This is a genomic window from Moorena sp. SIO4A5 (genome assembly GCF_010672005.1).
In the GTDB taxonomy this organism is placed as follows: Bacteria; Cyanobacteriota; Cyanobacteriia; order Cyanobacteriales; family Coleofasciculaceae; genus Moorena.
In genome coordinates, this window is record NZ_JAAHHZ010000007.1 from 23683 (window position 1) to 43475 (window position 19793).

A 19793-nucleotide genomic window follows, 5' to 3' on the forward strand; every position below is an offset into this window, starting at 1 on the left:
TTATCTCCAACTATCCAGTTTTTTTACCTTCACCTCTAATTTCCGCCCAGTTTATTGTTGCCCAACTAGCCACACTCTAGATAGAAGAAAGTTCCAGACTGGCAGGAATTGATTCACAGAAAATCTTAGGATGTTTGGAAGCCCCGTCTATGCACAAGCGGGGTCCTTACTTTAGTATCTGATTTTACTGTTTGGGCTGCGGTGAGCAGATGTTACTCTTTTGAGATCTACTTTTTTGAGATCTATCTATTTTTGAGATCTATCTATTTTTTGAGATCTAATTATGAGTATTTATTTCTAATAATCCTATTATAACTAAATCTTATAAAAACTGCTGGACCCTTTGACAAACTTGTTTAATATTTTTAATACTAATTTAATATTTTTAATACTTAGAGCCTTGATTAAACACTCTATCATGGCCTAATTAGCTATTTATGCATCAAGACAGGGAATAAGCAACTTGGGATCAGGGAACTTCGGCTCAGGAGACAATACGCCATAGGGAATACGCCATAGGGAATACGCCAAAAATACTGTGTATCTCATTAATATGAGAAGCGCTCAATGAAATAGTCACAAATTTTCACAAATGCCTAAAATCAGGGATCCTGTCACTTGTCTCTGGCAGAGAAAACTAGAGAAATGCGATGCTCCAAAAGGGTCGCTGCGGGATTGGCCTACGGCCACGCTACGCGATTGACCTACGGTCACGCTACTTGAGGAGCAACTAGGGTTGAGATTCCAGGGTAAACGCCTCGTAATTTGTATCAAAAATTACATAAAAAAAATCTACAATAGTATCAAAAATCTATAATCGACCGGTTGATTGTCAACAAGCCCGAAACATTGCTCAATTATTTGCCGTGTTATCCTTGGTGGATTTGATATCAAGTCAGGTTGAATACCCATAATTAGAGGGAGGGTGGGGAGATGGCCAGATGGGGAGATGGGGAGATTTTTATTAAGGGTAATTATCCCGATCATGATATTAGAGATCTGGAAATTCTCGTTGCGTAAGCGGTAGTGATACACAAGTAGTGATAGCCTAATCAACCCGACAAACACTTATTATAGTGATGAATAAAATTCCAAATAGCTCCTAAGTGATTTTCTATTTTTTTTTTAAATGAAAAAGTTTTTCTTACCAGACGACTAATCCTTTGTATTAAAGTATTATTTAATCTTTCAATATGATTAGTTTACCCAGTTTTTTTTGCTACTGGTTTGTGACGTTTCTTTGGTCTTACTGTTCTTGATGCAGTCGCTCATGGTTTGAATTTACCGTAAGATAGGGTCGCCTTATTATAAAATATTTAACCCTTTTCTGCATAACCTGCTAACTATAAAGGCTCCACTATCTAAGGTTTTGTCTCCGGGGGAAACCCCCTGTTCCCTTGCTGCATCGCTTTTTAACTGTTCGCTCACAGTTGCAGTAAGGGCAATTGGGTCGCGTTATTAAATCTGAGACTGTATTCATTGTTATGATGGTGTATTGATCACTAACCTTTTTGTTAATAATAAAAATTTAGCATTTTTCTAAGGATTATTTAATCATTATTTATGATTACTTAGATAATTAGACCTAATTAATTGATAGTCAAATTCCTATATTTTTTCAAAACAAAATGCCTTATTTAAAATGTAATATTGCATCACTACTTATTTATCACTACCTAAATTTGGAAGATTGCTCCTAAACTACATATCAAAAATATCTATAACAGTGCTTGCTTAAATAAAAACAAACAATACACTGTTTACCCAGTTTGTCTTTACTATTATCATCGGGCTTATTACCTCTGTGCCTTTGGTCAAAGACCTGAGCGAACTGAAAACCAACCGCCCTTGGGATGGTATAACTACCGTTTAGAACGAATAACCGAATTCAAAAAATTGTCTTGGGATACTCCCAATTTCCCTTGGTCAAAATCAGAAATTATTAACCATACCGAAAAATACAGTACTGATTATATTCAACAATAATTACACTCTGCTTATGGCTTTGATTTCTATGAAAAATCCCGTTTAATGCTCCTCCGTTTTGATGCAAATTTTGCCCAACACTACATCTAAAAATCCTTCCGTAATCCCACCTTTGATAAACTCGATAGCTATCAATATGCTAAAGCTTTAGCTGATAAACTCCACAATATTCGTTCACTTCTTGCTGATTGCCACAGAGAAGGGGAACAAGTTTGGCAAAAGTTTACAGGTGGTAAAGAGGGCACCCTTTGGTTTTATCAGAGCTTACTCAAAGTTTATCAGGAAAAACGTTCGGATTTTTTGACCCAGGAATTGGCCAGATTAATTTCTCAACTAGAAGTTATTGCCCTCCGCCGGTGGGAATAGGGAATAGGGAAACAGAGGGAGGTGTGGGAAGTGTGGCGAGTGTGATCTAATTTGCGTTTGAATACTTACTTTATAGCGATTCTCATATTAATGACGTACACAGGATTTTTTCCCTATTGCCTATTGCTAGCTTGCCTATTGCCTGTTCCCTATTGCCTATTGCTAGCTTGCCTATTGCCTATTCCGGTGATCCGCTGTTCCCTATTCCGGTGATCCGCTGTTCCCTAAGAAGCATTCTACCTAGAATCCCAAATCCACAGCAATACGGTGAGCACAAGCAAATCCCGAAAACGCTACTGCATTTAAACCCTGCCCTGGAAAAGTGCTATCCCCAACACAATAAAGCCCTGGAATCGCAGTCCGATTAAACGGCATTCCCAACAATCCCATTAACTTGCGGCGGGGAATTGGCCCATAGGTTCCATCCATACGGTTCAAAAATCGTCGATGACTGCGTGGTGTGCCCACCTCCATGTAATCCAATCCAGCATCTAAGCCAGGAAAAATCGTTTCTAGTCGCTCAATTAAGCATCCAGCTGCCTCTTCCTTCTTATTTTCGTACTCACGAGGGGATAATCCTTGCCAATCTTCCATCCAGCTAGGGGTAAACGTGTGGAAAACATGATAGCCTTCTGGGGCTAAATTGGGATCAAGCAAGGTAGGAATCGAAACAAAAATAGTCCCCTCCGCATCCTCCATTTTTCCCCAGTCTTCTAGGACAATATGGTGACACTCTGTACCAGGTGGTAAAACATCTGCCTTTACCCCTAAATGTAAACTCAAAAAACCCGGTGATTTCTGATAACGCTGTTGCCATTTCCGCTCAACTGCTGGCATCTGGTCAGCTGGGACTAATTTCTCAAATGTATCCCAACGGGTAGCATTGGAAACAATTCGTTTTGCTCGATACTCTTTACCATTGACTAGCTGGACACCCACTGCCTTGCCCTTTTCCAGCAGAATTTTCCCGACTCGAGCTTTATAAAGAATCTGACCTCCAGCTTTCTCCAATCCCTCCACTAGTTTTTGGGCGATTTTTCCTACACCTCCTACCGGATAATTAATCCCACCGTAATGTCGGTCAGAAAACACCATCCCAGCATTAATCATCGGTGTTTTGTCAGCAGGTACCACAGACCAGCAATAACATTCCATGTCTATAAATTTCAGCAACTGGAGGTCGCTAATATACTTGCGAGCAATGTCTCCCACATTTTGGGGCAGGTACTTTACTAAACCCAAACAAGCCAAGGGATGCTGGAAAAATACCCTGGTCAAATAGCGAATTTCTTCCAAGGACAGTAAGTCCATGGCATTCAGGCAATTAAAGACCTTCCAGCATTCATCGTAAAATTTGCGAATTCCTTGGCGTTGGTCAGGGAAGTGAGCAGTAAGTTCTTGCCAAAAATTCTCATAGTCTCGGTGGACTTTTAGCTCTAGACCACCAGGGAGATGATAGTGAATCTGTACTGGATCTGGAATTGTTTCCAGACTGACATTGACAGCCTCAAGAGCTCGGGTAAGTAGATTGGTTGTCCCTTCGGTGCCAAACCCAAAAATCATTGATGCTCCCACATCAAAGCGATACCCCTCTCGCTCGAAGTAACCCGAACTACCACCAGGAATGATATAGCTTTCTAGCACCAGCACACTCGCTCCCTTCGCTGCCAACTGAGTTGCGGTTACTAGCCCCCCAATACCAGAGCCAATCACAATAGTATCAAATACCGATTGATTGGAAATGGTATGGGATTGATTGCTTGATGGGCAAGGTTGGGATCCAGCAGTCATGGAATTAGCAATTTAAATATATTAACTGATGGATCTGAGTTTAGCGTTTCTTGTTGATATAAGAGTTCATTACTAATGCAAAAAAAAAAGTGGGCACCAGCCTGCTGCTGCGTACCGGTCCCACCCGCCTATCCTTAATGAGAGGAGAACACTTATTACTACTATAGTCTTGTTGAAAAAAAATGTCAACATATTGAAAAGCATTTTCCCGAAAAGGGGAGTGTCGGGAGTGCCGGGAGTGGGAGGAGTGTTAGCTAACCATCCCACCGGGGAGGGTAACAAGCAGCCTTGTTACCCTTACTGGGTGTCGGCGAACCTGTAGGGAAAACTTTTTGGGAACTAAGGCAATCATTACACCCCGCGCCCCCGCCACACCACACACCCCCTCAGGTGTAGATCTGAGTCTCTATGGTGTTTTTGCTTGTAATTGACCACTTGACAGTATTATTGGCATAGTTAAAAGCATGCCCAAACCCTTTGAGTGCTGTCTGTATTTTGACAACTTGTTTAGGGTTTGCTTGAATCAAGCAAACACTCGTTAATACTGTATTCATCAATGTAAAACTTGAAACTATCATCGACTAGATCAAAACTTGTGGTTATTCCCAAAAACCCTGCTGCCCAATTCCTCTGACACTACCTAATTTGTTTCTCACTAATTCTTATAGTTACGACCTGTTATGACTCTCCAACTACGTGTCTATGTTCCACCCCATCCCCTAGTTAAGCACTGGCTAGGGGTTGCCCGTGATGCCTCGACACCACCTCCATTGTTCAAAAGCGCTATGACCGAGTTGGGACGCTGGTTGACCTATGAAGCAATGCGGGATTGGTTGCCGAATGAAGAACTAACAGTGCAAACTCCCCTAGCTCCGTGCAAGGTAACTATGGTTAACCCAGAAGTGCCCATAGTAGTTGTGCCAATTTTGCGGGCTGGACTAGCGCTCTTAGATGGAGCCCAAACTTTGCTGCCCTTGGCATCGGTTTATCACCTTGGTCTGGTCAGAAATGAGGAAACCTTACAAGCCAGTTTTTACCTGAATACCTTACCCAATCAGTTTGACCCAAATACACGAGTCCTAGTTCTCGACCCAATGCTGGCTACTGGTGGCACAATGATGTTGGCAATGTCAGAACTTAAAAAACGAGGAGCAACACCAGACTTAACACGGATTATTAGCGTGGTAGCAGCACCACCAGCCTTACAAAAGTTGGGGGCAGATTATCCGAGTTTGACCATCTACACTGGCATGATTGATGAGGAAGTCAATGCTAAGGGATATATCGTACCAGGCTTGGGTGATGCAGGCGATCGCGCTTTTGGAACTTGACCTGAGCAGCAAATAACCCCTATTACCCTGAGCAACTTAGACAGCAAATCCAACTAACTGATAGTAGAGGTGTTCCAGGCAACACCTCTACCTAGACTGGCTGATCACGGTGCCAAACTTCACACTCTCCGCTCCCTCACCAGACCGGGCTTTCAAAGCTTTGTCTAAAAGCCTTGCGATACGATACAATTAATTATGGGCTGGTAGCAAACCCCTTGTCTAATCAGCAAGATCCTCTCAAACTTGATGGGTTAATCTGGATAAAAGCTGCATTTTGAAAATCAAGAGCAACAGAGCAACATGAGTCAGCAAGATGGTTTTGCAAGTGGATTCCTGACTGGAGCAGTAGTCGGGGGATTGATAGGTGGATTAATCGGCGCTTTGGTTACTGCTGGGAAAAGTAATCAAAACGATGAGGAAGATCGGTCTATGTTAAATTCTGAGCGCTCAGACCCTAAGGCAATTAGGGCGAGAAGGCGCGAACTAAAGGCAGAAGCAAGTATTGAAGCGGCACGTCAGAGTTTGGAAGACAAAATTGCCCAGCTCAATTCAGCAATTGACGATGTACGTCAACAAGTCAGCACAGTGAAAGGTACAGCTGAGGCAAATACACAGGAACGGGTGCTTGAGCCGTGAAAAAAATTATGTTGTAGGTATGTTTTAGCTTTACTGACTTGGTATTCAGGCACAGGGTGCTCAAATTCGTTAAACTTAACATTAAGATAAAAACTTAGTAAGAAAGCTTATAAATCTATGGCTACAGAACTGTTGACTAGCACTCTCCAGAGCTTTATCCAAATCTATCTAGTTCTATTAATTGTCCGAATTCTGTTAACTTGGTTTCAAACAATGGATTGGGCGAATCAGGTCGCTTCTGTCTTAAGTCCAATTACTGACCCTTACCTGAATATTTTCCGTTCCTTCATTCCACCCCTTGGAGGTATAGATTTTTCCCCCATACTGGCGATTTTCCTTCTACAAATTGTAGCTGGGCTGTTTTAGCTTAAACGGGGAGAAGCCCCACGTCTGAAAGGGAAGCGTCAGCGTGGGCTTAATCCCCCTTTAAGCTAATCACCGACCGATTTTGTGCTTAAAACCGGATGCCTTAAACTTCTTAAGCTTGAGAGGCGTTTTTACATTAGCAGGAACTGTAACCCGGATTTCAAAATCACTGATGCCTGGTGGCACTTCATCAATTGATCCCACGCGACCCCGGTTTTGGAAGGTATTATTGCCATTGGCATCGTAGATACGACCAAAAACATCAGCATCAAATACGTTTATTTTCTTGGTATTCTTGGCTTTACCCTTGATCAGATAGCAACTAGCCTGCCTCGCCGAACCCCCACCAACGGTCACCGTGCCTTGCCCGATTTCTGAGGGACACTCCTGGGAATGCAAGTCTAAGAGTTTAATGGGGATCTTAGCAAAAGCAGGGGGCGCAAATGCCGAGCTGATCACCCAAATCAGACAAGCTACTGCTGTAGCCGTTAACCAATTTCGAAATCCCATAAAGCCAACCAAAAAATAACCTTATAGCTACTTTACATCTAAATTGGATAGGTTTAGCTTGAAGCAGAGAAAATATTGCTAACTATAGGTAATACTGAATAGCTAATACTGAAGTGGATGGGTCCAAAGCTCAGTTTAGAATCAGTGACCATTACCAAGATTTGGGGGGAAGGTAGAACTTTTCTAGGGATAACCCTGACCAAACAATACGCGATCGCACTAGCAAAACTCCTAAGGTAATTATTCCCAAACTCACAGCTCTGAGTTGGTGGTTTCCAGTCCAAGCTAACTGTCCAAGGTAGCTCGAACCAATCATCACGGTATGAATTGCAGCTAGGACTAAAGCAGGGATACTCAATAAATGAATCCGTCGCCAAAGCTTGCCCAAACCCTTCTGTAAGCGGTCAAAACTCGTGAGGGCGGCTGGGGTAATCAACACGAGCGCTAAAATTCCTGCTAACAGACCCCACTTATGCTGCGGTAGCATATACCCCATAGCATCTAACTTCCAGTTCAAGGCATGGTCTAGCCTAAAAAATGTATGAGCGATCGCCAACACAAATGCCCCTACTCCTAAAGCCCGACGATAGCGTAACAGCCCAGCCCACAAACGACTAATCGGACGAGCAATCAAAGATAACATCAGTAACAGCAGCGCCCCATGACCGGTGTAATCCACCATAGCATCGGTACGCAGAAGCGTTAAAATACCAATGGTGAGGGTAACCCAGCCTCCTAGGCGAAACAGTTGGCTGCGCTTGCTAACACTGAGTCTAGATGCAGATACACCCACTCCTAGCATCATGGGCATCGTTCCCAGTCCAAAGGCCAGCATTGTTGCTGCTCCCCACCAGAGATTACCCATTTCCGCTGCTTTAATCTGAGCAGCATACAGGAATCCACAAGGCATCAAACCCCAGACTCCTCCTAAAAGGGCTGGTGTCCACCACTGAGATTCCCCAGACAATTTAGTCATCGCGACCGTCAGCCGTTGATGCCCAATCCCTTTAGATAGGGGGTGTAATAGGGGCAGACGGGGAATCCAATCGGGTTTAAGCTGCACACAGCCAAACCAAATAAGCATTAAACCAGTCAGAATTGCCATGGCTTGGCGCAATCCACTGCCAATCCCAGCCAACTGACCACTGGCAATCAAGACTGAACCCATACCCCCAAGTCCAGCTCCGACGAGAGCATAACTAATTGTTCGTCCTAGGTTCAGTAGACTATGAAAACCCAGCTGATGCAGCCACTTTGGAGACTTTTCCTGCTGCTGAGATAGGGAAAACGCCACTGCCAGAGGTCCACACATCGCCACACAGTGACCAAAACTCCCCAGAAACCCTAGGGTCATGACCAGCAGCAAATCTAAAACCATTCCGTGCTTATGTTCCTTACCTATAGACTATGGTAAATATTATCATCAGCCATTCATGCTTATTGTGAACTTATAGCAAGTTGTCATGAAAAGATTCATGTGTGATCTTCTATATCCTCTGTATCTCCGGCATTTTATGGTTAGGAGGTAAGAGCATCTTTGAAGAAATTTTAGCATTAAGAGTTAACCCCCATGACCATTCAACTGCCATCAAACATTTCCTCTACTGAAAACTCAGCACTCACAACTCAGCAGTATTTTCCGATAATTTCTCACAACATTAAAACCTCTGCTGATGTCGGTGCTACCTTCCACATTGAACCCAATCACAATCCTCGCGCTAGAGAACCTGCTCTAGCGTGGTTTGCCCTTACTCGCCAAGGGGGCCAACTCATTCCCCTAGACCAATGTGACTGTCAACTAGCCGTTTACTCTAAATCCTCATCAGAGTTAGGGAGTTCCCCCATCCTTGAGCCACAGCTGAAAGCTATATCAGCCGAACAATATCAAGGTATTCCTGGAGCTGATCTAGTCTTTCCTAAAGCGGGAGTCTATGAGTTAGTTTTAAGCGGTACTCCTAAATCAGGAGCTAGTTTTAAGCCATTTGAGATCAAGTACGACGTTACAGTCACTCCTGGGAAAAAAACTGCAACTGTGCCAAGTCCTGCCACTGAACCTGGATTTAACCAGCAGTCAGAATCCTTCTCAGAAGAGGATACGGCACCATCAGAGCCTCAACTATTACAGTGGTGGTTGCCCGTAGGGATTTTTGCCTTAGTCATCCTAGGTATTGCGAGTGTATTGTTATGGAAAAAGGCAACAGGAAAAAGGTAAATATAACCCCACCCTCTACTAGGCAGTGGCCGGAAAACTCCCACCGATAAAGTGAATATCACTAAAGGTTTCAATCCACAGACGAGCACCACAATCAAGAGGGTTATCCGGTTGATACACAATCCGACACGGGCCAAGAATTTCTACCTGATTGCCGTATAGATTGTTGCCGCTTCGTTTTACCGAAATCACTGGCTGACGCTCTTCGGGAGGTTTAGTTTTGTTGGTGCCAATGCGATTGCGATTGACATTGATCTTAGCTAGAGCCGGAGGACGACTTTTACTCCATGTGCCAATCGGTCCACGGCTGGCCTTGATAATTTGCGGTAAATGGTTGAACAGAGGAATAATCCAGAATTTACCGCTTTTATAGGCACCCCGGACGCGACCGTCTTGGAGGAGTTGTCTCAACCGTCTCGAAGATATTCCTAAAAGAGATGCTGCTTCAGTAGTACAAACGCACTTATTCATCAGTTAACTTTAAACCTTGTTTTATTAACTATTCCGATATCTGTAGTATAAATAAAATCGACCATTAATGTCAAGTTGTGGTTAACTGGAATAGCTCTTTATTGAAATAAAGGATTTATCCTCTTCTTACTGAAGTGTTGGAGACCATCCTGCTAAGAATTTTTACTCAATAGAGCTAGGAACCGAAAATAGAAAGAAAATCGAAAGATATAATAATTCTTTAATAATTCTTAATTAACTAATAATTATCAAATGAACATTCTAAGTAACCTGCTTTCCGGTGCCACTAATCCCTCCCGTGCCAAGAAAAAACGCCGACGGATTGAAATCAAATCTGAGCGTGAAATTGAGATCATGCGGCAGGCGGCAACTATTGTGGCAACAGTACTCAAAGAAATTTCTGAGATGGTTGAGCCAGGAATGAGCACAGCGGATTTAGATGCCTATGCCGAAAAGCGGATCCGTCAGATGGGAGCAACCCCAAGTTTCAAAGGCTACTACGGCTTTCCTGGGTCGATCTGCACCTGCCTGAATCACGAAGTAGTTCATGGTATTCCTAGTCCTAAGAAAGTAATTTGCAGTGGTGATGTGTTGAAAGTGGATACAGGTGCCTTCTATCAGGGATTTCACGGAGACTCATGCATTACTATTCCGATTGAAGAGGTCAAACCAGAAGCGAGTCAATTAATTCGGGTGGCAAATGAATCTCTCTACAAGGGCATCGAACAGGTGAAAGCAGGGAAGTACTTGCTAGACATTGCTGGTGCGATTGAAGACCATGCCCAAACTTATGGCTATAGTATAGTGGAGGATTATACGGGTCACGGTGTGGGGCGAAATCTACACGAAGACCCCTCAGTGTTCAACTTCCGCACCCGCGAATTGCCGAATGTCAAGCTCCGTGCTGGGATGACTCTGGCGATTGAGCCAATTTTGAATGCTGGTACTAAGTTCACACGCACCCTATCTGACCGTTGGACAGTCGTTACGGTCGATAATTCTCTATCCGCTCAGTTTGAACATACGGTTTTGGTAACAACTGATGGCTACGAAATTTTGACTGACCGTGCCAAGGTTATGAACTAGTTAAGGACTTGCTGGTAGATGGAACTTATCAGTGGGTATTTGGTCAATTAAATAGAGGAGCGTCTCCTACTCCAGGGGAAATATCTAGGTGTACCATTTTCTCCCAAGCCATAGCTATTGCTTACCAGATAAGGTTATGATATATTGGGTTGGGGCTATTTATAGAAACTACCAAATTTTTGGCAGTTGACAGCTAGCAGGATTGATCACAAGTAAGCGCGAAGTTTTAAAACCCAGTCTCGTCAGAGCTGGGATTAAAAACGATTAACTTGTGAATATACTTCGCACTCACTCTTTTCTGAGTAATCATCGTTCGCGTAGCGTGACCTACGGTCAATCGCTTTTAGCGGAAGCTGAGGCCTTTGGCCACGCTACGCGAACGCTTCATCGCGTAGCGTGACCTACGGTCAATCCCATCAATGTAGCCTTATAATAAGGGAGTTTCCTCTACGCGGTGAGAGCATCCACATCGGAACCCCACTCAGAAAAGTAAATGGGTAAAAAACACTCTTAGACGGTGCTTCTAGTAACTAGTGACATAGATCGCAATTGATCTACTGCTAAAAAACTCCCGATCAGATCTCAGGGGTGTTGATCATGTGGCATCTAATTTCTTTCTTCTTAGTTACTTCACTATTCTCCGGAACTATGACCAATAAAATAGTCGAAAAAATTGCCGGAATATCTCTGGTAACTATTAGCTTTGATAGGGATTCGACAGCTGTTTCAAAAGAAAACCCCCAAACCGTTGAGCCTAGGGGTAATTATCAGGGTGCATCTACCATTTATTTCTTCTGATTGATGGGATTGATATCCGGAAGGATTACTAGTAAATTTACTAGTCAATCAATAACAAAACCCACGGGATAAATTTGCTCAAAGCCAACAGCCAGCTAAGGCGCTGATGGCAACATCTACCAAAAAAAATCCCCCGAACCGTGAGCTTCAGGGGTAATTATCAGGGTGCATCTACCATTTATTTCTTCTGATTGATGGGATTGATATCCGGAAGGATTACTAGTAAATTTACTAGTCAATCAATAACAAAACCCACGGGATAAATTTGCTCAAAGCCAACAGCCAGCTAAGGCGCTGATGGCAACATCTACCAAAAAAAATCCCCCGAACCGTGAGCTTCAGGGGTAATTATTAGGGTGCATCTACCATTTCTTTCTTCTGATTGATGTTACCAAGATCCGGAAGCTAAGGTATGGCTTAAAATTCTATATGATCACTAAACCTAGATAAAACCTAGATAAAACTTTACTTTTAGCTGACGGCCAAGTTATGGTTTATGGCAGCATCTACAGGTGCGACCCGTGGCGAATTTAATAATTAGATGCGGAAAGCGCACCTACAAAGAAAACCCCCGAACCGTGAGCTTCGGGGGTAATTATTAGGGTGCATCTACCATTTCTTTCTTCTGAGTTACTTCTTCAGTATCCGGAAGGTTTAGCAGGGGATGATTGACGACTGGCGGCAAGACCGTTCCTCGAAAGCTGTATTAATTATCAATTATCAATTGACCCATAGGACTACTCCTTGATGTGTTATTGTATATTACAGCTTGAAGCACGTAGGGTGGGTTAATTGATTGGCGTTCGCGTAGCGTGACCTACGGTCAATCGCACTCTCACAGCTTCCAAGGGGCGATTGCCATAAAATAGCGGTGCGACAAGGCGCGAGGTTCCAACGCCCACACCAAACGCGCACCAAGACAGAAGCAGGTTAATCGGAAGGTAATGCTCAATGGTAACATTACAGCTCAGGCAGTTAAGTGTTCCTCCAGGACAGCGGATTCTTTTGACTGATGTAAGCTGGTCAAAGTTCGAGGAGATTTTGGAAGAACTCGGTGAAAAAAGAGCTAATAGAGTAGCTTACTATCAAAATCAATTAGAAATTAGAATGCCATTGCCAGAACATGAGTTTGATAAAGAAATTATTGGTGATATGGTGAAAATTTTACTAGAAGAATTGGAATTCAATCGCGAATGTTACGGCTCAACTACTTTCAAGCGGAAGGATATGGCAGCAGGAATCGAGCCGGATAATTGTTTTTATATTCAAAATTATCGTTTAATGATTGGCAAAAGAAGATTAGATTTAAGTAGTGATCCACCTCCCGATATAGCCATTGAGGTTGATGTTACTTCCAAAACACAACTGAGTGCTTATGAAGCTTTGGGAGTGCCTGAGTTATGGCAGTTTTCTAAGGGAAGTTTAAAAATCAATGTACTCCAAGCAGGTAAGGGGGGTAGCTATGTTGAGTCTTCTTTGAGTCGTACTTTTCCTAATTTTCCCATTATTGAAGGGGTTGAGCAGTTTGTCCAAATGAGTTTGACTCAAGGTTCAAGTGCTGCTTTAAGGGCTTTTCGGAAGCGATGCAGCGCGGTCTTGGGGGTTCCCCCCATGAGCGACTGCATCAAGACAGTGGGTTAGGCAGAGAATCGATTGAGGGAATGAGCGTCAAAGAAGACTGTACCTCATTGGCCAATCCCGAGTATTTATACTTAAAATAAGAAATGCAGAATATCGGTACTAAATAAAACCCCCGAACCGTGAGCTTCGGGGAGTAACTATCAGGGTGCATCTACCATTTCTCTTTTCTCGGTGATTTCACGCATATCCGGAAAAGTGACTCACTAATTGATCCAGAGGAATCTACAAAACCCTGATCTAGCTCGGATCGGATTAGTGTGGGAACTATAGGCAATACAGAAAACCCCGGAAACTTCAGCTCCGGGGGTAATTATCAGGGTTCATCTACCATGCTTTTATTCTAAGTGATTTTACTGAGATTTTTACACTTCGTTAATTTTATTGACATATATAACCAGATATGCTAAAGAATAATCAAGTTATAGAACAGTAAGTCAGTTGACGCTCTAGGTAACACAGGCATTACTTGAGCTATAGCACTACAAGCTATATCACCTCCTAGTCAAAGCCTAGGCAATTCCCGGCAATTCCCGGAAATCGCCAACTAGGATGCAGACTGAGAATTAATTTTCTACGTTGGTTTGGTCATGACACCCAAGAGTAACCTCCAGCTCTTGGCTCTGTCGCTAATCATTAAGGTGAAGGCAAAAAGTGTGATTAGCAAAACACAAGCCATTCCAACATTGTCGTTCGCGTAGCGGGACGAAGTCCGGAACACTTTACCAAATTGAGATGCACTAATCATGCAGAATTATGTATTTGTCATTGACGCAAGCAAACAACCATTAAACCCCATTCACCCAAAGAAAGCTCGCCGACTGCTTGATATTGGCAAAGCTGCGGTTTTTAGAATGTATCCATTTACAATCATCCTTAAGACTGCGATCAATAATCCAACTATCTCACCTTGTCAAATTAAAATAGATCCGGGGAGTAAAACTACTGGGTTTGCCATAGTTCAAAACGACCAAGTCATCTGGGGAATGGAACTAGAACACAGAGGAGGATTAATCAAGAAAAAATTAGAGTCTAGAAGAGCTGTAAGACACCGAAGGCGTAACCGTAACACCAGGTACAGGAAGCCCAGATTCCTTAACCGTAAGCGTCCAGAAGGATGGCTGCCTCCCAGTTTGGAGCACAGAATATTGACTACTGAGACTTGGGTTAAACGCTTGATTAAATTCTGTCCAGTCAACGAAATTTGGGTCGAAAGAGTCAAGTTTGATACCCAAAAGATGCAGAACCCTGAAATCAATGGTACTGAATACCAGCAAGGGGAAATAGCTGGCTACGAAGTCAGAGAGTATTTACTCGAAAAATGGGGAAGACAATGCACTTATTGTGGCAAGCAAAATACCCCCCTACAGATTGAGCATATTCATCCAAAATCAAAAGGAGGAAGCAATAGAGTAAGTAATCTTTGTTTAGCCTGCGATAAATGCAATCAACGAAAAGGAAACAAGCCTGTAGAAGACTTCCTGAGAAAGAAACCAAGTCTGCTACAAAAAATAAAAACTAAGGCCAAACAACCATTATCAGATGCAGCAGCGGTAAATACGACTAGGAATAAGATCGTGAAAGTACTTAAAGGAATAAAACCTGTGGTTACTGGTACGGGTGCTCAGACTAAATACAACCGAATTAATTTCGGATTGCCTAAACAGCATTGGATTGATGCTGCTTGTGTTGGAGACGTTGAAGCTTTGGTATTGAAAACCTCTCAACCTCTACTAGTCACCTGTATTGGACCCGGAGGCAGGCAGAAAGCTGCACTCAATAAGTATGGCTACCCGATCAGGCACAATCCACTTAAACCTATTAAGGGCTGGATTACTGGGGACATTGCCAAACATCAGAAGTTGGGTATAGGTAAGGTAACCCCCAGAAGTAAGGGAAGTTTTGGATTTACTCCTCTAGGAGAGAAGGGTTATAAAAGCTGTAGACCTCAAGACATATCAGCGGTACACAGAAAAGATGGATATATCTACAGGTTCTGCCAGAGCCTACCCGGAACTGCCTGGAAATGATGCTCCTAGATTTTCCTGATTGAGGGGTGTTCAGGATAAGTCATGACTTGCAGCAGTCAGCCCAATGCTTAAGTTTTCCTGGATTGTCGAGCTAACTGCTGATAGGTTCATAGCTAAATGCTCACATCACGAGATAGGATTATCTACAAGGTGAAGACTATAGACCCACGCAACTATGCCACGCACTCAACGCAACGATAACTTTATCGATAAAACCTTTACGGTGATGGCAGACATCCTCTTAAAGATTCTGCCTACTAATAAGCAAGCCAAGGAAGCTTTTGTCTATTACCGAGATGGTATGTCAGCTCAAGCGGATGGGGAATATGCTGAAGCTATGGATAATTACAAAAAAGCCTTGGAACTGGAGGAAGACCCCAACGACCGCAGCTTTATTATCTACAACATGGGGCTGATTCAAGCGAGTAATGGTGAGCATGAGCGTGCTTTAGAACTCTATCATCAGGCCCTTGATATCAACCCCCGTATGCCTCAGGCCCTTAATAATGTAGCCGTAATTTACCATTACCAAGGTGAACAGTCTAAGGAAGCTGGGGATAGTGAGGGGGCAGAAGCTTTGTATGACAAAGCGGCTGATTATTGGAAACGAGCTATTCGCCTTGCTCCTAATAACTACATTGAAGCCCAAAACTGGCTGAAAACTACAGGTCGTTCTACGATTGATGTTTACTTCTAGCGGCTAGCTTCTAGTTAATAAACTTGATAGTCTTGATAGTCTTTGATTTGGGCTAAGCCTTTACTGTTGAGTGTTGAGGAGTTCATTAGTAACCAAGAATATAATATAACTAAATTATGATTGACCGCGAACAAGTCCAAAAAGTTGCCAATCTTGCTCGTTTAGAACTGAAAGCAGAGGAAGAGGAGAAATTTGCAGCTCAGATGAGCAGTATTTTCGAATATTTTCAACAGCTTAGTGAATTAGATACTGAGGATGTGCCGCCGACTACACGGGCGATTGATATTAGTAATGTGACTCGACTGGATACTCTCAAACCCTATACTGACAGGGATTGTATGTTCAGGGAGGCTCCTGAGCAGGATGGTGATTTCTTCAAAGTGCCAAAAATTCTCACTGAAGGGTAACTGGGGTTGAAAGGGTTAACTAATAGTTGGTTGTTGACGGTTGAGGGTTGACGATTGAAGGCTAGTAGACAGTAAACTATCAAACCAAACCCTTAATTTTTAAATTAAACTATAAAAAATGAACCATTTTATGGTATGAAATTCCTCACCTTTGATTTCTGATCCTTCCTTAGACCCATGCATTCCCAAGTAGATTTCCAAGATGCCTTTGATGTGATTGTAGTTGGCGCGGGACACGCTGGTTGTGAAGCCGCCCTAGCTTCAGCACGGTTGGGCTGTCGTACTATCCTACTTACCCTCAACCTAGACAAAATTGCTTGGCAACCCTGTAACCCAGCAGTGGGAGCACCGGCCAAGTCTCAACTCACCCATGAGGTAGATGCTTTGGGTGGAGAAATTGGCAAAATGGCTGACCGTACCTACCTGCAAAAGCGCGTACTTAACTGTTCACGGGGACCAGCGGTTTGGGCTTTGCGAGCGCAGACGGATAAGCGAGAATATGCGGCTGTGATGAAGGAGATTGTAGAAAATCAAGAAAACTTGACTCTCCGGGAAGCCATGGTCACGGATTTGGTGCTGGGGTCTAATGATGAGGTGATAGGTGTCCAGACTTACTTCGGTGTAGCTTTGAGAGCATCGGCAGTAATCTTGACAACAGGCACTTTCCTGGGTGGACGGATCTGGGTGGGAAACAAGTCGATGTCAGCAGGACGGGCTGGGGAATTTGCGGCAATTGGCTTGACGGAAACCCTTAACCGCTTAGGCTTTGAAACGGGACGACTCAAGACGGGAACTCCCGCACGGGTAGATAAGCGATCCGTAGATTACAGCAACTTGGAACCTCAACCAGGGGATGAGAAGGTGCGCTGGTTTAGCTTTGACCCAGATGTGTGGGTGGAACGAGAGCAGATGTATTGCTATCTGACCCGCACGACTTCTGAGACTCATCGGTTGATTCGGGACAATCTTCATCTGTCCCCCATCTATGGAGGCTGGGTGGATGCTAAAGGACCCCGGTACTGCCCTAGTATTGAAGATAAAATTGTGCGCTTTGCTGATAAGGAAAGCCACCAGATTTTTATTGAACCAGAAGGACGAGATATTCCAGAACTCTATATCCAGGGATTTTCTACTGGATTACCAGAGATGTTGCAGTTGCAGCTATTGCGAACTCTTCCGGGATTAGAAAATTGTGCTATGCTACGTCCTGCTTATGCGGTTGAGTATGATTATTTACCAGCAACTCAGTGTTATCCGACACTGATGACTAAAAAAATTGAGGGATTGTTCTGCGCTGGACAAATTAATGGTACCACTGGCTACGAGGAAGCAGCAGCTCAGGGGATTGTAGCGGGAATTAATGCAGTGCGCTATGTCCGCCATCAGGAAATGGTGGTGTTTCCTAGGGAAGAAAGCTATATGGGTACATTAATTGACGATTTGTGTACCAAAGACCTGCGGGAACCTTACCGAATGCTGACTAGCCGTTCGGAGTATCGGTTACTATTGCGTTCCGATAACGCTGACCGCCGTATGACTCCTTTAGGACGGAAACTGGGTTTGATTGATGACCGTAGGTGGCAGCTTTATCAACAAAAACAGGCGAATATTACCACAGAAAAAGCCCGACTCCAGTCGGTGCGGATTAAGGCACATGATCAAATCGGAATTGCGATCGCATCCGATACCCAGCAAAAGATCAAAGGCTCGATTACCTTAGCTGAGTTACTACGTCGTCCTGGTTTCCACTATGTCAATCTAGACCAATATGGACTGGGTGACCCTAACCTGAATCAGTCGGAACGAGAAGGAGCAGAAATTGATCTAAAATATCAAGGTTATCTTAAGCGTCAGCAAAACCAAATTGACCAAGTTTCTCGGCAAGCTAATCGGCAGTTACCACCAGATTTGGATTATGCTGCTATTGAAACTCTATCCAAAGAGTCTCGTGAAAAGCTTAGCCAGGTCAAACCTATGACTATTGGTCAGGCATCAAGAGTTGGCGGGGTCAATCCAGCAGATATCAATGCGTTGCTGGTATATCTAGAGGTGCGGGAACGAAAGTTAAGTCCTGTTGTGGCTCCATAATCTTAGGGGCATCTGTTAGAGAACCCTAGATAATCTTCTCAAATAATTCATAGTCATAGTAACGAGAGATACCATCGATGTCTCAGGATGTGATTACCAAAGAAAAATCAACAGAGCGGTTGAACCCTCCCCTTCCCATTCAGCCATGGTCGGTAGATGCTGAAGCCGATAGGTTAATGGATGATTTATTTGGGGATCTGTACCAAATGATCGAGAACGGCAGCGAGTTGCCGACAGAACCCCCTGAGCCAGACTATGTCTCCTTGGAACCGATAGCAATCCAGAAAATTCCCATATCAGCGGCAATTATTCCCTTTCTGGAATCGCCACTCCCCTCAACACAGGAGTTAGCCGAAACCACATCAAGTGAGTTGCAAACGACAACGGCAGATACTAACTCTAGTATTGTCGCGGATAACTCTGGTCAGTTTTTAGACAAGCTCCTATGGGCTTTAGCCTTACTGTCCCTATCAGCAATCACAATAATGTGGCTGACTAGCCAAGGAAAGCTAACTTGGTCATGGTTGAACAACTTAGTGGCTTTAGTATCAGTTCAACAAGGCAAAGTATCAGAACCTGATGCCCAGTTTATTAACTATATGTTGCGATCGCTAGAAGTGATTGACCGCAAAGCACAAGCTATCAAAAAGACTGTGATCGCCCAATCATTACCAGACCCCACCCTTGCCAATCCTCCGGTAGCTCGTAACTCAGCAGCAACTGCACCACCAACTGCTGTCAAAGAACGTGTCTTAGAACGAGTTTATTATATTCCAATTGAAAAGCTTCCAACCCCTGATCCTGCCATAGCATCCTCAGCGCCAGTAAAACCATCCCCTCCTAGTACCCCTGAACTTACACCATCCCCATCACCAATCCCGAAACCTCCGTCAGCAACTGCTATAGAACCACCGCCACCAAATGTTCTAGAATCACCGCCACCAATTACTCTAGAATTACCGCCACCACCAACCCCAGACCCCCTGCCCACCGCTACTCTTGACCGACTCCCTGCCCCACCACCACCTCCAGCATCATCACCTGCCATCAAACATACCTTGGTGGGATTACTGGAGCTAGGAGAGCAATCTGCTGCTTTGTTTAAAATTGATGGTGTTACCCAACGGATTAAGCTGGGGGAAGCCATTGGTAATAGCGGTTGGACTCTAGTGTCTGTAGATAATCAGGAAGCAGTGATTCGACGCAATGGTGAAGTTCGTTCAATTTACGTTGGACAACATTTTTAGTTAGATGAAATACGGGTGATAAATCCCTGTATCTACTCCAAAAAAAACAGCCCTCACCCTCTGCCAAAATTAACAACAGGATGGCTCGGTTGCCAATTGCCAATGGTATTTTGTAGTGGGTTATATTATGTTT

Annotated in this window: 20 protein-coding genes and 1 pseudogene; 15 read left to right on the forward strand and 6 right to left on the reverse strand. The window is 43.7% G+C overall.

Features of this window, described 5'->3' with window-relative positions; genetic code table 11:
- Positions 1-1052: 1052 nt before the first annotated feature.
- Positions 1053-1250 (reverse strand): annotated as a pseudogene (locus tag F6K57_RS05355) (IS1 family transposase); the annotation flags it as partial.
- A 439-nt stretch (positions 1251-1689) separates the two neighbouring features.
- Here F6K57_RS05355 and F6K57_RS41870 point away from each other — a divergent pair.
- Together F6K57_RS41870 and F6K57_RS05360 are read left to right on the forward strand one after the other, a co-directional pair.
- Positions 1690-1986, forward strand: coding sequence for a TIGR03985 family CRISPR-associated protein (locus F6K57_RS41870; protein WP_364301474.1), 297 nt, complete (start codon positions 1690-1692; stop codon positions 1984-1986).
- A 456-nt stretch (positions 1987-2442) separates the two neighbouring features.
- Positions 2443-2565: a hypothetical protein gene (locus F6K57_RS05360; RefSeq protein WP_293021874.1), complete on the forward strand. Its 123-nt coding sequence runs from the start codon at positions 2443-2445 to the stop codon at positions 2563-2565.
- 27 nt (positions 2566-2592) lie between these two features.
- Here F6K57_RS05360 and crtH read toward each other — a convergent pair whose 3' ends face one another.
- A complete protein-coding gene (crtH, locus tag F6K57_RS05365) occupies positions 2593-4143 on the reverse strand; it encodes a carotenoid isomerase (protein ID WP_293065503.1) in 1551 nt (516 codons plus the stop codon).
- Positions 4144-4823: 680 nt separating this feature from the next.
- Here crtH and upp point away from each other — a divergent pair.
- The 3 genes from upp to F6K57_RS05380 all read left to right on the forward strand — a co-directional run bounded on the left by upp (position 4824) and on the right by F6K57_RS05380 (position 6476).
- Positions 4824-5474: a uracil phosphoribosyltransferase gene (gene upp, locus F6K57_RS05370; RefSeq protein ID WP_071104472.1), complete on the forward strand. Its 651-nt coding sequence runs from the start codon at positions 4824-4826 to the stop codon at positions 5472-5474.
- A gap of 300 nt (positions 5475-5774) precedes the next feature.
- Positions 5775-6110, forward strand: coding sequence for a hypothetical protein (locus F6K57_RS05375; protein ID WP_293065506.1), 336 nt, complete (start codon positions 5775-5777; stop codon positions 6108-6110).
- Between the two features lie 117 nt (positions 6111-6227).
- The gene (locus F6K57_RS05380; protein WP_293065509.1) at positions 6228-6476 is read left to right on the forward strand and encodes a YggT family protein; all 249 of its coding nucleotides are present in this window, start codon (positions 6228-6230) and stop codon (positions 6474-6476) included.
- Positions 6477-6545: 69 nt separating this feature from the next.
- Here the strand turns inward: F6K57_RS05380 and F6K57_RS05385 are convergent, their stop codons facing one another.
- Entirely contained in the window at positions 6546-6986 is a 441-nt protein-coding gene (locus F6K57_RS05385) for a hypothetical protein (RefSeq protein ID WP_293021883.1), read from the reverse strand.
- 151 nt (positions 6987-7137) lie between these two features.
- Positions 7138-8364: a sulfite exporter TauE/SafE family protein gene (locus F6K57_RS05390; RefSeq protein WP_293065512.1), complete on the reverse strand. Its 1227-nt coding sequence runs from the start codon at positions 8362-8364 to the stop codon at positions 7138-7140.
- Positions 8365-8556: 192 nt separating this feature from the next.
- Here F6K57_RS05390 and F6K57_RS05395 point away from each other — a divergent pair, with 192 nt between their 5' ends.
- Entirely contained in the window at positions 8557-9198 is a 642-nt protein-coding gene (locus F6K57_RS05395) for a hypothetical protein (protein WP_293065515.1), read from the forward strand.
- A gap of 18 nt (positions 9199-9216) precedes the next feature.
- Here F6K57_RS05395 and F6K57_RS05400 read toward each other — a convergent pair whose 3' ends face one another.
- Positions 9217-9669, reverse strand: a complete 453-nt coding sequence (locus F6K57_RS05400) for a helix-turn-helix domain-containing protein (protein WP_293021888.1) — start codon at positions 9667-9669, stop codon at positions 9217-9219.
- A gap of 252 nt (positions 9670-9921) precedes the next feature.
- Between F6K57_RS05400 and map the strand changes: the two genes are divergently transcribed.
- From map to F6K57_RS05420, 4 genes are all read left to right on the forward strand, one after another.
- A complete protein-coding gene (gene map / locus F6K57_RS05405; protein WP_293065518.1) occupies positions 9922-10755 on the forward strand; it encodes a type I methionyl aminopeptidase in 834 nt (277 codons plus the stop codon).
- Positions 10756-11026: 271 nt separating this feature from the next.
- Entirely contained in the window at positions 11027-11155 is a 129-nt protein-coding gene (locus F6K57_RS05410; RefSeq protein ID WP_293065522.1) for a hypothetical protein, read from the forward strand.
- 248 nt (positions 11156-11403) lie between these two features.
- Positions 11404-11553, forward strand: coding sequence for a hypothetical protein (locus tag F6K57_RS05415; protein ID WP_158069737.1), 150 nt, complete (start codon positions 11404-11406; stop codon positions 11551-11553).
- A gap of 951 nt (positions 11554-12504) precedes the next feature.
- Complete coding sequence (locus tag F6K57_RS05420) at positions 12505-13194, forward strand: Uma2 family endonuclease (protein WP_293021892.1); 690 nt, start codon at positions 12505-12507, stop codon at positions 13192-13194.
- A gap of 571 nt (positions 13195-13765) precedes the next feature.
- Here F6K57_RS05420 and F6K57_RS05425 read toward each other — a convergent pair.
- Positions 13766-13939: a hypothetical protein gene (locus tag F6K57_RS05425; protein ID WP_293021515.1), complete on the reverse strand. Its 174-nt coding sequence runs from the start codon at positions 13937-13939 to the stop codon at positions 13766-13768.
- On the opposite strand from F6K57_RS05425, the gene iscB reads away from it, so the two are divergent.
- The 5 genes from iscB to F6K57_RS05450 all read left to right on the forward strand — a co-directional run bounded on the left by iscB (position 13938) and on the right by F6K57_RS05450 (position 19660).
- Positions 13938-15221 (forward strand): RNA-guided endonuclease IscB, encoded by a 1284-nt coding sequence (gene iscB, locus F6K57_RS05430; protein ID WP_293065527.1) that lies wholly within the window; start codon positions 13938-13940, stop codon positions 15219-15221. The genes F6K57_RS05425 and iscB overlap by 2 nt on opposite strands.
- Positions 15222-15396: 175 nt before the next feature.
- Complete coding sequence (locus F6K57_RS05435) at positions 15397-15918, forward strand: photosystem I assembly protein Ycf3 (RefSeq protein WP_293021894.1); 522 nt, start codon at positions 15397-15399, stop codon at positions 15916-15918.
- 116 nt (positions 15919-16034) lie between these two features.
- On the forward strand, positions 16035-16325 hold the full coding sequence (gene gatC / locus F6K57_RS05440; RefSeq protein WP_293038553.1) for an Asp-tRNA(Asn)/Glu-tRNA(Gln) amidotransferase subunit GatC: 291 nt from the start codon (positions 16035-16037) through the stop codon (positions 16323-16325).
- 177 nt (positions 16326-16502) lie between these two features.
- Positions 16503-18413: a tRNA uridine-5-carboxymethylaminomethyl(34) synthesis enzyme MnmG gene (mnmG, locus tag F6K57_RS05445; protein WP_293065530.1), complete on the forward strand. Its 1911-nt coding sequence runs from the start codon at positions 16503-16505 to the stop codon at positions 18411-18413.
- 77 nt (positions 18414-18490) lie between these two features.
- Positions 18491-19660 (forward strand): hypothetical protein, encoded by a 1170-nt coding sequence (locus F6K57_RS05450; RefSeq protein WP_293065533.1) that lies wholly within the window; start codon positions 18491-18493, stop codon positions 19658-19660.
- Positions 19661-19793 lie beyond the last annotated feature (133 nt).

Coding starts and splice junctions, on each gene's coding strand:
- F6K57_RS05380 (WP_293065509.1), top strand. CDS start 6,228: ATGGCTACAGAACTGTTGACTAGCACTCTCCAGAGCTTTATCCAAATC.
- F6K57_RS05360 (WP_293021874.1), top strand. CDS start 2,443: ATGACGTACACAGGATTTTTTCCCTATTGCCTATTGCTAGCTTGCCTA.
- F6K57_RS05415 (WP_158069737.1), top strand. CDS start 11,404: ATGACCAATAAAATAGTCGAAAAAATTGCCGGAATATCTCTGGTAACT.
- upp (WP_071104472.1), top strand. CDS start 4,824: ATGACTCTCCAACTACGTGTCTATGTTCCACCCCATCCCCTAGTTAAG.
- mnmG (WP_293065530.1), top strand. CDS start 16,503: ATGCATTCCCAAGTAGATTTCCAAGATGCCTTTGATGTGATTGTAGTT.
- F6K57_RS05400 (WP_293021888.1), bottom strand. CDS start 9,669: ATGAATAAGTGCGTTTGTACTACTGAAGCAGCATCTCTTTTAGGAATA.
- F6K57_RS05420 (WP_293021892.1), top strand. CDS start 12,505: ATGGTAACATTACAGCTCAGGCAGTTAAGTGTTCCTCCAGGACAGCGG.
- F6K57_RS05385 (WP_293021883.1), bottom strand. CDS start 6,986: ATGGGATTTCGAAATTGGTTAACGGCTACAGCAGTAGCTTGTCTGATT.
- iscB (WP_293065527.1), top strand. CDS start 13,938: ATGCAGAATTATGTATTTGTCATTGACGCAAGCAAACAACCATTAAAC.
- crtH (WP_293065503.1), bottom strand. CDS start 4,143: ATGACTGCTGGATCCCAACCTTGCCCATCAAGCAATCAATCCCATACC.
- F6K57_RS05435 (WP_293021894.1), top strand. CDS start 15,397: ATGCCACGCACTCAACGCAACGATAACTTTATCGATAAAACCTTTACG.
- map (WP_293065518.1), top strand. CDS start 9,922: ATGAACATTCTAAGTAACCTGCTTTCCGGTGCCACTAATCCCTCCCGT.
- F6K57_RS05375 (WP_293065506.1), top strand. CDS start 5,775: ATGAGTCAGCAAGATGGTTTTGCAAGTGGATTCCTGACTGGAGCAGTA.
- F6K57_RS05450 (WP_293065533.1), top strand. CDS start 18,491: ATGTCTCAGGATGTGATTACCAAAGAAAAATCAACAGAGCGGTTGAAC.
- gatC (WP_293038553.1), top strand. CDS start 16,035: ATGATTGACCGCGAACAAGTCCAAAAAGTTGCCAATCTTGCTCGTTTA.
- F6K57_RS05395 (WP_293065515.1), top strand. CDS start 8,557: ATGACCATTCAACTGCCATCAAACATTTCCTCTACTGAAAACTCAGCA.
- F6K57_RS05390 (WP_293065512.1), bottom strand. CDS start 8,364: ATGGTTTTAGATTTGCTGCTGGTCATGACCCTAGGGTTTCTGGGGAGT.
- F6K57_RS05425 (WP_293021515.1), bottom strand. CDS start 13,939: ATGATTAGTGCATCTCAATTTGGTAAAGTGTTCCGGACTTCGTCCCGC.